11 protein-coding genes and 2 pseudogenes are annotated in these 15101 nt (G+C 48.3%); all 13 read right to left on the bottom strand.

Annotated features, from left to right (window positions below; all coding sequences use genetic code 11):
* Window positions 1-3 precede the first annotated feature (3 nt).
* Window positions 4-336 carry a hypothetical protein gene (locus tag On2M_RS02385; RefSeq protein ID WP_210904272.1) on the bottom strand — a complete coding sequence of 111 codons (333 nt, stop codon included), beginning with the start codon at window positions 334-336 and terminating at the stop codon, window positions 4-6.
* Complete coding sequence (locus tag On2M_RS02380) at window positions 333-1730, bottom strand: integrating conjugative element protein (RefSeq protein WP_237225356.1); 1398 nt, start codon at window positions 1728-1730, stop codon at window positions 333-335. Before On2M_RS02380 ends, On2M_RS02385 begins: the two co-directional genes overlap by 4 nt.
* A gap of 47 nt (window positions 1731-1777) precedes the next feature.
* Window positions 1778-2212 (bottom strand): annotated as a pseudogene (locus tag On2M_RS02375) (TIGR03756 family integrating conjugative element protein); the annotation flags it as partial.
* Window positions 2212-2967, bottom strand: a pseudogene (locus On2M_RS02370) (TIGR03747 family integrating conjugative element membrane protein); the annotation flags it as partial. The pseudogenes On2M_RS02370 and On2M_RS02375, both read right to left, overlap by 1 nt.
* A complete protein-coding gene (traD, locus tag On2M_RS02365; RefSeq protein ID WP_210904270.1) occupies window positions 2964-5054 on the bottom strand; it encodes a type IV conjugative transfer system coupling protein TraD in 2091 nt (696 codons plus the stop codon). The pseudogene On2M_RS02370 and the gene traD, both read right to left, overlap by 4 nt.
* Before the next feature lie 19 nt (window positions 5055-5073).
* Window positions 5074-5643, bottom strand: a complete 570-nt coding sequence (locus tag On2M_RS02360; RefSeq protein ID WP_058111597.1) for a restriction endonuclease — start codon at window positions 5641-5643, stop codon at window positions 5074-5076.
* A 9-nt stretch (window positions 5644-5652) separates the two neighbouring features.
* The gene (locus tag On2M_RS02355) at window positions 5653-6153 is read right to left on the bottom strand and encodes an integrating conjugative element protein (protein ID WP_058111598.1); all 501 of its coding nucleotides are present in this window, start codon (window positions 6151-6153) and stop codon (window positions 5653-5655) included.
* Between the two features lie 35 nt (window positions 6154-6188).
* Window positions 6189-6875 carry a transglycosylase SLT domain-containing protein gene (locus tag On2M_RS02350; protein WP_210904268.1) on the bottom strand — a complete coding sequence of 229 codons (687 nt, stop codon included), beginning with the start codon at window positions 6873-6875 and terminating at the stop codon, window positions 6189-6191.
* The gene (locus On2M_RS02345; protein WP_210904266.1) at window positions 6854-7594 is read right to left on the bottom strand and encodes a TIGR03759 family integrating conjugative element protein; all 741 of its coding nucleotides are present in this window, start codon (window positions 7592-7594) and stop codon (window positions 6854-6856) included. The genes On2M_RS02350 and On2M_RS02345 overlap by 22 nt, the downstream gene beginning before the upstream one ends.
* A gap of 18 nt (window positions 7595-7612) precedes the next feature.
* On the bottom strand, window positions 7613-8527 hold the full coding sequence (locus On2M_RS02340; RefSeq protein WP_210904264.1) for a hypothetical protein: 915 nt from the start codon (window positions 8525-8527) through the stop codon (window positions 7613-7615).
* A 349-nt stretch (window positions 8528-8876) separates the two neighbouring features.
* Complete coding sequence (locus On2M_RS02335) at window positions 8877-11216, bottom strand: P-loop NTPase fold protein (RefSeq protein WP_210904262.1); 2340 nt, start codon at window positions 11214-11216, stop codon at window positions 8877-8879.
* Between the two features lie 618 nt (window positions 11217-11834).
* The gene (locus tag On2M_RS02330) at window positions 11835-13130 is read right to left on the bottom strand and encodes a putative phage abortive infection protein (RefSeq protein ID WP_210904260.1); all 1296 of its coding nucleotides are present in this window, start codon (window positions 13128-13130) and stop codon (window positions 11835-11837) included.
* Window positions 13131-13671: 541 nt separating this feature from the next.
* Entirely contained in the window at window positions 13672-14634 is a 963-nt protein-coding gene (locus On2M_RS02325; RefSeq protein ID WP_247604911.1) for a hypothetical protein, read from the bottom strand.
* Between the last annotated feature and the right edge of the window lie 467 nt (window positions 14635-15101).

Here is a 15101-nt window from a genome sequence, read left to right as displayed (position 1 = left end):
CTTCTACCTCAACACTGAATATTCGCAAATCGCGACAAAACCAACAGAAACGACAGCAACCCGCAGAAGACTCTGACGCAGAGCCTGAGAAGAGCCAGGGGAGTGATAACAACGCCATATCCCCCAACCAGTCACGCTGTAAAGCATCAGCCGCCACAGAAGCCACAACAACCAGGTTTCCTTCATCCAGATCCGAAACTGGGCTATTTCAGACTGATAACGAAACCCTAAATCAGCCAGTGCAAGGGACAGGCACGTAAACATAACCAGCATGAACATAAGCGTCAGAATAAATCTCAGAAATGAAGATGTTTTGATTAAGATCCTCAGTTTCATTGGCTGTCCCCTGGTTTACGTGTTTCAAGCTCACTCAGCCGGGTATCAGCATTTGTCTGCGATTCTTTTTGAGGATTGGTGACCGAACGATTTTCTTCGCGCGCAACCACAACCAGCGCGGTATTTTTTGCCACTTCCCGACGCAGTTCCATCTCCAGCTTAAGAGAGTTAAGCTCGCGATCGAGAGCTTCAATACGGCGATCGGCTTCAGCCATTGCCTGAGGCTGATCAGCGGCATTGGGTTCAGACTGGCCAGTCGTTAACATGCGACGCATCGCCAGACCGGTTTCAATCGTGTCGGACATGGCCAGTTCGCCAGCCAGTCTCTGAACCAACGCACCGGCATCAGGATCGCGTTTCAGGGCATCGATGACACCACGCGTTACCTTAAGACTGCCGCTTTTAATTTTATCCAGATTGGCCTGAGTCGGAGCCTCAGTACCATTTACAAGCTTTACCAGCTGTTCCAGATTCTCTTTGGTTGTATCCTCAAGCATGGGAGCAAAACCGGTACCGGCAATTGTCGTTCCCTGGGCATTATCAATCCCGCCGCTTCCGCATTCTGTGGCATCTTTACAGGTGCGAATACTCCGATCGCCCAGAACTTTTACGACCGCAGCTGCAGCTTCTTCAGAGTTTTTAAATTTCTGGCATGCTGACCCCTTGCAACTACCGGCGGATACCGTGCTGTTGCTGGTAACGCTCAGGTTATTCATCATGTTGTATCCTGCTTTAGCCAGATCACGCGTTGGCTGAATGGCAGGCTGGCCTTTCCCTCCGGCTTTCTTCCCGCCTACCCAGGTAGCGCCCTCCTTACCTGAAGCTTTGGTTCTGGCCTCTTCTGCCCGGAGCGCATCCCCGCCACTGGCACTGACCGCCTCCTTGTACTCTTCCCTCACAGCTGATTCTGTCCAGCTGCTCTTGTCACCCAAAGTGTAATCAGCCAGCTTGTTGGCCATGCTTTCACAATTCAGTTTCGATTTATCAAAAGCCAGACCTGCCTGAAGTACACCGTTGGTGATCATTTCATACAAACCCGGATTTGCTCGCTGAAGGATCATCGCCGGCATACTTGAGACCGCCCCGGTCGCACCGGTGATCACATCCCCCATCAAATCTTTGAAACCATTCGTGATGCCATTAAGCTGGTTTCCGACAGTAGTCTTTATATCAAAGTTGCCACACATCAAATCACTGCTCAGTCCGGCATCCAGCCCGATACGTTTCATTCCGTACATCGTCCCGGGAGTGGAAATCACCGAACCACCACCAATGCTGTAAAACAGCTTGTCACTAACCGCGCCATTGACTGACTTTCCATATCCATCGCCACTCAACGTGGGGGCATCCAGTAATGCAGCACTTAACGGTCCCGAACTGAAGATACCCAGCATGAGACAGAGGGATAAAATGGATTGAGATCTCATTTTCGATACTCCACTTAATTTATGTCGGTGCTATAGAGAAACGTTTGCCCACGGCGTTTACAGCAGCTATATGGCTGCCAGAGTGTCCAGGCGTAATTACCGTTTTCCGCAATTTTTCCTGTATCCGGGAATACGCTGCATGACATAGAGAGCGTTGGTGATAACTGCTGCCATTTATGATTTTGCGTGCCGGTATTCTCTTTAACAGGTTCGGGAGGCCAGTAACCGGCAGACGGGTTTCCGGTGAGGGGCTTATAGACGTGGATCTGGTTAGTTCGGGTGATAATGTCAGCTACACGCTGCGCAACGATTGCCCCGGATTTGTAGTCATCCTGCTGAGTAACAAAGCCGCTTCGGGGATAGAGATTTCCCCACATATTTTGTGCCGATGTGGAGCCGATTTCGCGTCTGCCAGGAATGAGTGCCTCAGGATAAACCGATTCAGGCACAGATATTTTTTGAATGTAGATGTCACTACAGTAACCGCCAGTCCCAGTAACAATGCCCCGGGCAGAAGTAACAGATTTGGATAAATCGACGCAGGCCATGACAAGTAAAGTAAGCAAGGGAGATAAACAGCCGGTTTAACAAACCGTTTGGCATGGTGATACAGAAAACTCGACTCATAACCCGCCCCGTAACGTCTCAGGTCACGACGACACAACCCGTCTATAACAGCGACGATGATAACCAGAACAAATAACGGGATGGATAAAACAAGAATTAATACCCTGACGGCAAAAACGACGGTGACATAAACCAGCGCAAGCAGATAATCGCTTAACGCTGATAATAACCAGGCCTGCACTTGTCCCAGAAAAAAAACAACAGAGTCAGAACTGCTTAATGTCTCCCTTTGTTCTTTCTGAATCCAGGTGAGTAATCCACTGTCCACAAATGCCCATTGGTAAGCTGACGAAATCCAGCCCATCGTAGTTACTGATGGTGAAGAAAAAATAAGGCTTTGAGTAAAATCTGCTGATAAATAGCCAAGTTCTTTATTCATAACGGACTGGGAATGCAAAGCTCCCTGATCTGACCAGAAAAAAAACATTCCTGCCCATTCAATAAAAACACCAGCCATCCAGGATACCAGCAGAAAAGCCAAAAGCCTGACTGGCCAGATCCACAAAACAAGGGTCAGCAGACCTGGTGGCTTGCGCGGTGGTGGAGAACTTTGAGAGCTGTTTTTTTCTGTACTCATAGCGCATCCACCAGATTATCTCCGGGGAGCACACTCCCTGACCACCAGGTGTCTCCCGTTCGGTAGTGTTTACGCATTGTAGTGACAATACTCTGCAGGTTTACCGGCATCATTTCATCATCAACGGATGCCGGCAGCGGCATACGAATCTTCCATAATCGCCCTCCTTCCAGCAGTGCAAAAGCCTGCCCTTTAGGTAAATTCATTACTTCTGCAGGAGATAAAAGAGGAACACGTGTACTACTTACTCTGTCCTGAACATTGGATGTGAAATCACTCCCCTGATCCGGATTGGATATATCTGTCACACCGGAAACCAGTGTTTTTGTATAAATTTCAACTTCAGGTAATTGCGTTGTCAGCAACTCAGCTGTCGTTTTCTCTCTCACACGAAGCATAATCATATTATTGAAATTGCCTGTGACCTGGGCAGCTTTAGCTGCATTACCAATTTTGGCCTCAATATCTGACCAGGTCTGGGTATAGGCTGTAACTTCAATACCCGCACCACCGCCTTTATTTATCATCGGAATGAATTCTTCTCCCATTAACTCATTGAATTCATCACAGTGAAGACTGATGGGTAACCGCTGGCTACTCCCTTCGGGCATATCATCAGACACTCCGAACTTATAAATATATCCAGCTGTTGAAACCAGATCGGCAAACATACTGTTACCTACCGCAGAAGCAACTTCAGAATCTGAAAGAGCATCAAGACCGACGTAAACAACACCGCCTTTCCGTATAATCTCCTGCCAGTCTATTAATGGGCGCGGATCATTCATATCACTGTAGTCAGGAGATAATAGTGCCGCAGTTTTGCCTGTGGTCAGTTTTTCCAGAAGAGGTAACAATGAAGCGACTATTTTATCGAAATATGTTCGATCATAACGTACAGCGCTACGCAACCCATCCAGTACGGGATCATATATTTTTTTGCCCTGCTCACTGGATAATGCCACTTCAATGGCCATAACCCGAATAGCATTAACCTGTCCCTGCATCGTACGTGGTAAATCATCCTCAGTCAGGATCCCCATCTGGTTTTGAACCATCAACCACAACTCCGGAGCCTGTTGAGTCAGTAACTTCTCGGCATAGGTCTCATAAAGCTCTGCAATATTTGTTACGTACCGCAGGATAAGTGAATAATCAGGTCGCAAACCAAGAACGACAAGAGCACGAGCGATGATATTGACAAAGCGCCATGCAAACTCTTTAAATGCAGCGTTATTTCCTTCTCCCCCAAGCTGCCCGGCAACACGTGAAGCCACTTCAGATACGCGTCCAAAACGGCCGACTGCATTATAACGGGCACTGATATCTGGCCAGCCAAGATGAAAGATATAAAACTCGTCGCTACGCCCAGCTCGTTTCGTCTCAGCCCACATTCGTTTCAACAGATCAGCATCACCTTTGGGATCAAAAACGATAGTGACATTTCCTCTGCGAATATCCTGCGTAATCAACAGTTCTGCCAGACGGGTCTTACCAACTCGTGTCGTTCCTAATACAAGAAGATGTCCAACGCGCTCGGTCAGACTCATCAAAACATTATCTTCCTCCATCTCGACACCATGTATCGCCGAATTACCACCAACAGGGGGTAATGGGCGTACCGGATTAAAAAATGAATCTCGTCTTGTCAGGCTACATAACCCAGGGAATGTATATTCATACCGTCGTTCAAACTGACGAGCCAGGGAGTAGAAAACTGACGGCTTCAGAAAGGGAGCAACTTCCGGCCGTTTCGTCTCAAGCAAACGTTGGGTATGCTTTTGCTCCCACATAAAGCCTTTCCCCAGAAACAAAAAATGTCGGCTTACCGGTATGGATTCGCTGGACATCTGATACCGGGGTAACCGACGGATATTGCGTCGATAGCGCAAGATGCGCAAACCCTGACGAGTTCTGATTGTTGTGAAAATGGCAAAACCGGCTGCAGTCACATAACTGACCTGTGGTGCTAACGCCATCGACCATGGTGCGACAACCAGAACAAAAGTGGCAGCCCCGCCAGCCGCAGCTGAATAGAGTTCTACTGCTGGCCTCAATAACGCCTCCATGACATAACGGTTACTCATAGCTTCTCCTTTCACACTGTTATGTAATAACCGGCTGCCCGGCAACTGACTTTGTTACTGGCCGGTGGTACCAGCACTGGCGCCCCGCCAGCAAATCAAGTAGTCGCTGCCCGCTGATCAGTTGTATTGTTCGCCAGCACTGCAGGTAATTAACGCTCTTTCTACCCGTCCGCCCTGTATGAATAAAAAATCCACAGCATTGCTCCCGGGTAATCAGTTCTCCGAACTCACGTATATGCTGCGGAGAAATAGTCCGTCTGTAGCGTTTTGCCTGAATTAACCAGCGCTTTCCGTCAATAAAAACCTGCCCATCAAGTCCGCCATCGCTACTGTAGGTCTGGTTTCTCACAACCAGGAGTCCCTGCCTCTCAAACGCCAACAACAGCAGCTCTTCAAACACATACGGGTTAATTTTTCGAAGATACTTTAGACGGGCCCCGTCTGAATCAAGCGCTGTCAGACGGCACAGCACACGCTCCGCGTTCTGTCGGTAGCGCCGGTGCCGGCGGTCGCGTGCGGACGGCATTTTCTTACGCCATATGGCAGGAATGAGAAGACAGAAAAGTAAAAGAAGAATGGCTGTGATCATGAGAGCCCCCTACTGGGCCAGACCGGTGGCGGTAATCAACACCGGGTAGTGGTTGAGATGCAAACGACGCGCTATTTCGCTTGCCGATGCCGGTAGCAGAATGACATCAGGTATGATTTGCTGAAGTTCCGACAATGCGTCCTTATCGCTGACATTCACCACCAGACCTGTAGCATGAAGTCGCTTAAGCTCATCACGCCGCATAGTCAACCACTCGCGTGAAAGCGAATCATCCCCAACAAGAAAGACCGGTGTCATGCCGTTCAGATTTAACTCACGGGCTTCCACTTTCCCTGCACGCATCTCCGGTGTGGTAACGGGCAGCATATCACTTACATCCGCAGGGGCTGCGGGTACAGATGCGCCCGTGGCGTTCAGTGACCTCGGCGGAGTGAACTCGTTGTTCTTATTATTGATGGCATCAAAAAGCGGCGCTGTTGGTTCTCCGCCAAGATCAGCAATCACATTGAGTGCTGCCATCGATGATGTTGTCAGCAAAATACTGACCATGAATGTCCTGAAAAAAAAACAGACAGAATAAAGTTTCACTGACGGGACTCCCTGGGTTCAACCCATTGCAATTCACGGTTGTAGTGTGAGAAATGGCGCTGTGATGGCGATATCTGTGCGATCTGAAGTTCGGAGTACGTTACTGGCGCGTTTAAATCCAGTATTGCCAGCTTGCGTTTCACGATGGACTTATAGATTCGTGCTGGTTTTCCACCTGCAGGATGGTGATAACACCCCGCGGCCTGTATCCAGCTTCCCGGATTGTTGTCATAACAGGATTTAAGAATACGGGCGGCAACCCGAAGGTTGGTATATGGATCCAGCGCTTCGTAGTAACTGCTGAAATAAGTTCCATTCCAGCCCAGGTTAACCTGCGCGATCCCAACATCAATCCGCTTTAACGGATAGCGACGCATGAACGACAACATTGCGTCATACGCTTCCTGGCGGGAGTTATACCGATACCCTTTCCCGGCAACATTGAGTGTCCACGGCCACGGTCGCTCTCCATGTGGTAGTTTTCGGGATGTTTCTGCAAGAGAAACTGAATACAGGGCTTCAGCGGGTACGCCGACTTCAGTTGCCACAAGGTGGTAACCCGGGGGAATTGTTTGCAAACCGCGTCCCTTTTCTGCCGCAGCTGCACTACCAACAGCACCGATAAGAAGGATCAGAACAGGGACGCTGTATCTGGCTGCTGTCAGAATGCTGCGATTTGCCATCCGGAGACTCCCTGCTGAAGCATAACCGGCATATATCCCTGACCATACTTCAGCCAGTTGCCGTTATCGTGGTTGAGGGTTATCTGCCGGCTACGAACTTTATCGACCGGAATATGATGTGCAAGCGCCCACTGGCGAATGGTGTCATCACTGCCGCCACTGTCGACGAGGTAAATATCAACCGGACGGTTGTCTGCCAGAACCGCACTTACTCTGGCATCGCACGGTACACAGTTGCGCTTCACAAATAACGCCAGTCTTCCCTGTGTATCATGGGCAATACCGCTGGCATTGCCCATGTTTACGGAGAGAGTATTGGGATAAAGGCGTTTCCAGGCAGCATCCACTTCCCGCTGAAAGGCCAGCTCCTTTTCAACCCGGGCATACTCTTCCTTCACCCACATTTCAGCAAAACGCCGGCGTTCGTTTGCCGAACCGGCCTCCAGTCCCAGTGCCATCAACGGGTCAATGCCTGGTGACTGAAATGCTCTGGGACCTTTAAGTACCTGTTGATACTGCTGCCATTCTTTTTCGCTGAGTCCCCATGCCGTTCCCGACGTTTGCGTCCTTCCTTCTGTAGTCGTATTTTGCTGCTGGGGTGCGCTTACACTGCGCCCCGTACTCACTGATGCAAGAGCAGGCAGAGTTACGATAACAGCCAGCATGACTGACGCAGTCCACCGTCGGGGGCAATTTAACGTTGATTTCATCGGTTTCATCCAGTATTTCTCCCTGATTCAGAGCGTTAAACGTTGTGCCTGCCCGTTAACCTGAAACTCAGCCTGGTTACCGCTGATGTTCACCAGCATCCAGCCTGACAGACTCTCTCCCGGGCTTACCATGCGCAGCTGTGTCCAGCCACTGTTCCCCGCTGGCAGAATAACGGCGTAAGCCTGCCCTCCCCTGCGTTCAATACTCACCAGTGTGAAAGGCGGCTTAATGACCCGTGGTTTTGACGGCTTTTTTGCGGCAGACTGTCCACCTCCGGGAGACGGGGTCGCCTTCGTGGCAGTCGCCACAGTGCGTTTACTCCACGTGTCTTTCCAGGACGCGAGGGTATCTATACGCGAAGTCTGCTCAGTCAGCGCTTTATGAACAGCGTCGAGCTTCATGCCCGTTTCATCCTGTCGGGCAACCGCCCTGGCAGTCGCCGCCTGAGTCTCTCTAACCTCTGTAAGCAGCGTGGAAAATTGCTGCTCAAACGCGGCAAGGCGCTGCTCCTGCTCACTCAGGCTGAGCTGCCATTTTTCTCCCTGCAGTTTCGGAACGAATTGTTGCTGCCTGTCTTCTATGGCCTGCATACGATCGGGAAGTGTCTGCAGCTGTCCGCTGCGGAACGCCGCATCAAGGGTGGTAAGCTGTATCTGCTGCTGACGTACTGTCAGCCAGAGGAATAAGACAGCGCTCAGTAATACGCAGTACACCAGAACGGATGACACTTTAAATATGAAGGAACGGCGGTCTGAAGAAGGATGCCACAGACGACTCCTCTTTCCCCCCAGTCGGTGTGCAGCTGACTGTGCTGAACTGTCTGTTGTAACAGGGATTTCCGACGTATCAATAGCCGGTCCGGCAGGTTCAGTGAGGTGAGCGGATAAAGGTAAATCATTATCTGACGGAATACCGACAGAAGATGCCGTCGTGGTCGTCATGGTAAAAGTTCTCCGGAAAACGGTTTTCGCCATGACTATGAAAAAACCGTTCAGCGAATACGACAGATAAATCAAAACTGAAAAGTGAAAATAAAGGGATCCAGATAAATGTCAGGAACACAGAAAAACTGCAGCCTCTCTGACAAAATCATATTAGCTTCATCAGCTCAGAGTTAGCCTGACACCAATGTGGCACAGTTCCGGACCTGAGCTGACGATCTCCTCCATGCCAGAATCAGACATTTCAAACGATATGAGACGTTAGGTCAGATATCTAAAATCGCATACTCCACTTAGGTGAGATTTTTGCAGCAGAATGCCTTGATTGAGGTTTTGCTGTTACAGAGTTCTAGAAATCGGAAGCGTCGTTTGGTCTCAATCCAAGCCACTTTTCGAGGTACCTAAGCAGCGTTCGCAGAGCTTCTTCATGCTCAGGAAACTGGGCGGGATTAATTGCATCGCATCTGGCCTTCGCCACTTCAATGCCAATAAAATCGTTAACTGTCTCTCTGTTGAAACTGTTGTGCTGCGTTGAGACCCAATCACCATGCGTGTGGCTCATGCCCCGACTCATTAAGCGTGTGGCAACGGTTGCGAAGCCCTGATCAGTTTGAATAGCGTTCATCATCCACTCTCGTGGCTCGTTAATTGAATCGGTATACTTTTTCCAATGGTAGAGCAGGGATAGGAGATCCGGTTCAGCCATCAGCGCGTCGCCATCTGCTGCTCGGCCCCTTATCAGCCGCAGCCATTCTGTCTTCATTGCCACAACGGTATTGAGATCTAACGCTGGATCGAAGGGTCTACTATCAGCCTCATTCCGATCGGAGGGATCACTGAGATGAATCAGGATCGAGGCAACGGATAGCGCTTCGGTTTTACGGAGTGCATCGAGTGCTAAATGGCTTCGAACATTCTCAGGTATGCGCTTCAGATACCAACTAGTCGCTCTCCATGCTGCCATATATGGCGAGTCGAAAGTGCCGCTGTTCGTGCCTGCGAATTGTTCAGCGAGTCCAAACATCCCTGGGAGCAAAACTGCAGCGTGTTCGGAAGGTAATCGGTCGACGGATTCGTCGAGCCTCGCAACGAGCGAACTCAGCAGCCCGTCAGTTTCGATGGTAGAGATTGACGCAGAGAATTCGTCCTCTGTCGCTGTTGCATCGAGAAAATCAACAAAACGGCGCTCAGATAATTCTCCGACCATCGTCTGGAGCTCAAAGTAACGTGGGAAGTAGCGTGATGTGCATACTCGTTTCTCCGCCAACCAGTGGCGATGGGAGTCGTCTGCATAGCTTGTCCCTCCATATGCCCATTCGAGGGGAGGAAATAAATCTTTGAGCACATCACGAATGATATTACGGCGCTCCTCTGAGACTGTCTCAAGGAGCGCTTTAGCCTCTGCCTGGTCTAACTCCCGCCGACCATCATTGTAAAAACGCCTTTCCTGGAGAACCAATCCTCGGTCACGGAACAGTGCTTCGTGGAGGTCTGGCTCGAAGACCCGCAGTGTCTCCAGAAGCAAGAAATCTACAATGTTCACTTCGAAAACGTCGCCAACCACATGCAGTGGCATGTGTACAGCAATGGACGAGATGAGGCGACGTGAATCACGCATGTTACGAAGCAGGGGCTGGATACAGCCAATGCAAGCGTTCCCCCATCGTCTCTGAGAGAACCCGTTGGCCTCAGTTGCGTAGGGCCCCACTATTGCAGAGAGTTCTTCCTTGAAAATACGATGCACGAACGATGCCGGGAAGGCCGGTAAATCAAAGCTAACCTGTACGATCTTCTCAAGGAATGCTCTGCCGTCCCCATCAGCGACCGGATCGAGTGCCCTTTCTACAATACTGGGCTGGAACAGGAGCACAAAAACAATATTCGGTAGATTCGCATTCGCCTTTACCTGCCGAAGCAGCATCCTGATCTGCTCAGGCTCGAGTCGGTCAATGTCATCAACGAAGACAACCAGCGGCCGGTCAAGTTCGCGAAGGCGGGCTTCAAGCGATCTACGTACCTTATCGAGTGACTCGTCACTATGATCACGCCCGAGATACGACAGCACGCGTCCGACAAAAGTTACTCCAACCGAGAGAAAAGCAAGAATAATCGCAACCTTTGCGACCGCCGGAAGGCTAAATCCAATGGCTGACGCGATCGCTATAACCGAGGTATTTGTTAGCACCATCGAGGTTAGAGAGCCTTCCCCCCCAGCCTCTTTAAGAGGCTTACCCACCCCGGTGAGGAGCGCGCCATAGCGTCGCAGTGCTTCGGCACGATCAAGTGCCGCCTTTGAATGCTCGCCTCCCAAGCTATTTGCTATCTGGCTAAATAGCGCCCCGGCAATTGCATCGCCGTCCCCCCATTGCCAGGGGTTGAAGTCGAGCCAGTCAGCCCCGCTGCTCTTGGCATCGAGGCGTTCGGTGATGAGGTTTTTCAGTGATGATTTGCCAAAACCCCATCCCCCGCGAATTGCAAACACTCGGCCCTCGCGCAAACTAAGCTCCGAAAGCACATCAGCTATACGAGCCGCGAATTCACCCCTTCTGAGGCGATCTTCGGATGCTGTCCGTATAGGCACCTCCGCTCCAATCCCTTCGTCCGGTCGCTCGGTCCTTGCCACATCAACGTCAGGCTGCGAACAACGACGAGCGCACCATGCCGCCAGATGGAATAACAGCTTACTCATCGCACACTATCTCCCAATAATGCATGTTCCAAGCGTCCAATTGCCAGAAGCTTCACTGGTCGAACTTTGTCTACGCCAGTTAACTGAAGAGAGCTCGCTGCCGCAATTGCAAGCCAGTATAGCGGTTTTGTTTTCCCAACGTGGAATGGAGCTCAGACAACTACATCAACTGAGCGAAAAATACTCAGAAGAAACTGACAGGTGTGAGTTATTACCGATCCGCTTCCCATAGCTCAAGATACCCCAATGTCAGTATTCATTCCGAACATCCACTTCTCGCTCAAAGCCTCCCGTCAGGCCTGGTTAAAAATCAGGTTTACCGTAGGCCATATTCTGTTTTCCATGTGGTCCCCTGTATTGACGTTATGCGTTCGCCTCGCAAATACAGTCGCTACAGGTGTAGCCCAGTCGATGGTAACAGGAAATACCTCTTCTTTTCAGGACTCAGCATGGTTACCTGGCCAGATGCCGGATTATGCGGACAATGCAACAGATGCCCACCCGGTAAGGCTTAAAACTGTCTCCTAAAAAGTATTTGCCCAACTTGTTGATTGGGGGAACAGAAGATATACGCCAGAAAGTGGGCAAGCCCCAATTGTTTTTAGCACCATAATACAGTCAGGAAACACGCTTAGAAGCTATTTCATCTTCATAACTTTTCCAGAAAGCTATAATAATTTCAACCTGTTGCCAGTATTCGTCTGCTTCTAAAGCTTTTTTATGACTATTTCTTTTTAAATAATCCCGGCATTCTTCGTCAAATGAGTATGAAAAGTAAACTAATGGCAATCCTCTTTCATTTAACTTGCAAAACAGTATATTTTCATTACTTTTATAATGAGGTTCTCTATACTTTTTCAACTCTTCAAGAATATAATTTTTATCAACCAGAGGGGACTCTTCTAACTTGTCAGAGGATAGATTATTATTTTCATAGATTTCATATTTTTCCTCGGGTGTAGTGAGGATCGCGTGCCTATCAAGGAACCCTTTGAAAAAATTCTCAATTTTTAAATCATCGTTCAACTTCTTAAGAAGTATTGACTTTTGATGGTGATATTTTACGGAAAATTCATTATGTAAATTAAACAAATATTCCTCAGAAAATCTATGCGATGGATTTTCATACAGCGAGGAAACAACAAGCGGGAGTGGAAATTGTATTTTACTTTTTCCCACCGATTTCCCCTCAATAATCCTTTCAATTGTTGACATGATATCCTGACTATTTTTAGATTTAATATCCTCAAATATCTTTGTTACACTTACACTTTCATTTGCCAGTGTTTTATAAAATTGCGCGTGTTCAAAAAAAGAAAACTCATGTAGTAATTTCTGATATTTAGCATATTGATTTAGCTCACCCAGGTCATTCGTAAAAGCTGAGTTCAATGCAACCAGATACAACACGTCATTCCGTATGAGCGAGCGAATCAATGATGAGAAACCTTTTTTCTCTTCAGGAAGGGCATCTGGTTTATAAAACGCTTTATCGATGTATTTCAATAAATGATAGAGAACTCGCATGTAGGGACTGATGTAACTATGGCCATGCATTAACTCATGAGCTTGCTTAAGGGTAATCGAATCTCTTACAGACTCAAAAAATGCTTTACCATCTCTACTATCCAGATAGTCCTTAACAATCTCAAGTTGGTCATTATGCTGTTCAAGTAATAGCGTGAAATGGCGGGTAAACTCATCACGACGCGTGTTATTCATCGTATGGTCGAGGGCTTCCTGGGCTACTTTAGTGCTCTTCGATGCCGCCCTGGCTGCTTTTGCCGTATACACTAATGCCAGGGCAGTGACAAGCGCCCCAATTGCCGTTACAACACCTACGTAGGGGTCAGGTTTATTGAAATATACACCCCAGGCGTGATGCACCCATGCCATAAAAGCATCAATGAACATTTATTATTTCCTTGCGAAACTATTGCTGCGCGGGTCAACAAAATGCTGAACCAATATTGAAATCCTTAAGACATATTACACGTATTATTCGCCCGAATACTCATGCTTTCTACTGCTCCATTTAGCAGGTCAGACACATCCAAGAGGAGAAGATGAAAGGAGAAAACCTGGATGTGGTGTACATATGAAAGATGAAATAAGCTCTGCAAAGCCCGCATTAAGCGAGCCTCTTTGAGTTTAACTATTACATGCGGTAGCAAGGACCTCAATCGGTTCTGATATATGCTCTATTGGCTTTGTCGGCCCATACCTCGGCATACCATTTAGGCACGTATGTAGGCGTTGTCAATCGTGCGAAACAGTTCAGCTATGGAGCAGAATGTATCAGCTCTCTCCTGACATTTAGCACGGTAATCGAAAAAAATACACTCCTAACTCATAGCATACATGATGACCACCGCCAATCTGCTGAGAACCACAGACGGTTATGCACAGCCATTTGTCGGGATTGATGGTAGACAGCGCACAGCTTAAACCAAATTCATGTTTTGCTTGTCTCCGACCGCTCAAGAATGTTACTCAGTTCTGGGTGTGAAATGATTCCAGACTTACAGGCGAGATAAAACGGGAGATCAAGATAAACCCCAGTTTTAAGAGCGCGTACGAGCACCAGGATCTGCCCATCCTCAATCTTTGCAAAATCATCTGTCGTTAGATTTTCATTGGATGCACACAAAATAGTCCAATTTAGTTCTGAGTTTATATTTAGATTGAGTGAGACGCCGTCCTGGTTTGAAAGCAACACAAGGGTTACGGCATTAGGGAATCCAACAAGGCGATTGAAGTCCGGGTTGCCTTCCCTGGAGAAGCATGTGCTACCACGAATTTCAGGTTTATCATCGCCTTCTCGATGCCAGAGACCTTTGTATAACTCTTTGCCGTAAGCTGAATCCAGTACTTTAGATCCAAAAAGACAAAACGCAACGCCTATTGCAAGTTTACAAAGAAAACGCTGATCAAACCTCTTGTGAACCTGGACCTGCATTTTCCGCATTTGCCTACCTTCAGTATTGGCTATGAAAAATTCTTTGCGTGCAATATCCAATTGATCAGGTTGCTCAAATCCAATGCTGGCAGGATCAACACCCCCAACCTCACCGCAAAGAACCTTTTTGACCCTCCGGCCACGAAATGCTTGCTCAAACGACAGCCATGTCTTGAGCGGATCCTTGGATGTATTTTCGGAAAATAAGAAATACGCTCTTGTATCAATACTTTTCATGGTCCGCGGATTTCCGCCCACATACGCAGATAATCTCTCGTCGTGCGGACGAAGCCAAAACACCTGTTCACCATGCGGTCCCATCCACATTTCACAGACATGACCCTCTGGAAGATCGGGAGGACAAAGGTCAGTGTTGCCCATGCACGAAAGAGACACCCCTACTGGATTATCCTTATCATAAAATGCTGATGACGCTTGTTGCAGCCAATTAGTAACCATCCAATTCTTCTCGAAAGACGCATCCACAAATAACCCAAGGTTACTGTTACAGCTTTTGCACACGCTCCGAGTCTTCAGAAAGTCGGGAGCATACGCCCCCCCCAGAAACTGCGGGACAACGTGCTCCAAAGTAAACTCACTATCATCTTTTTCTTCACGGCAATATATGCAATGTCCCATAGGTTTTTCCCACAAGTCTAAAAATAAATTGAGGGTAACACTTAATCGCCACGGCTTCGAGACATGAGCCTCAGTGAATGGATATAGGATATAGTCTGTATTAGCGAAAGCAGTTTTTACCAGGGTCTGTTTGTTAATGCAGAATGGAATTCTGCGACAGGGAAACCCTTAAATTACGTGAAATGACGTTAAGGTGACTTACCGCTGCTGAACGCACTTATATTGATGAACATGTAACCTGATAAATTGAATGACAACACTTCCTATCCTGCAACCGAGGTGACCTT

The sequence above is a fragment of the Citrobacter sp. On2M genome (assembly GCF_018035235.1).
Taxonomy (GTDB): domain Bacteria; phylum Pseudomonadota; class Gammaproteobacteria; order Enterobacterales; family Enterobacteriaceae; genus Citrobacter; species Citrobacter meridianamericanus.
This window is presented reverse-complemented; position numbering and strand designations above follow the sequence as displayed.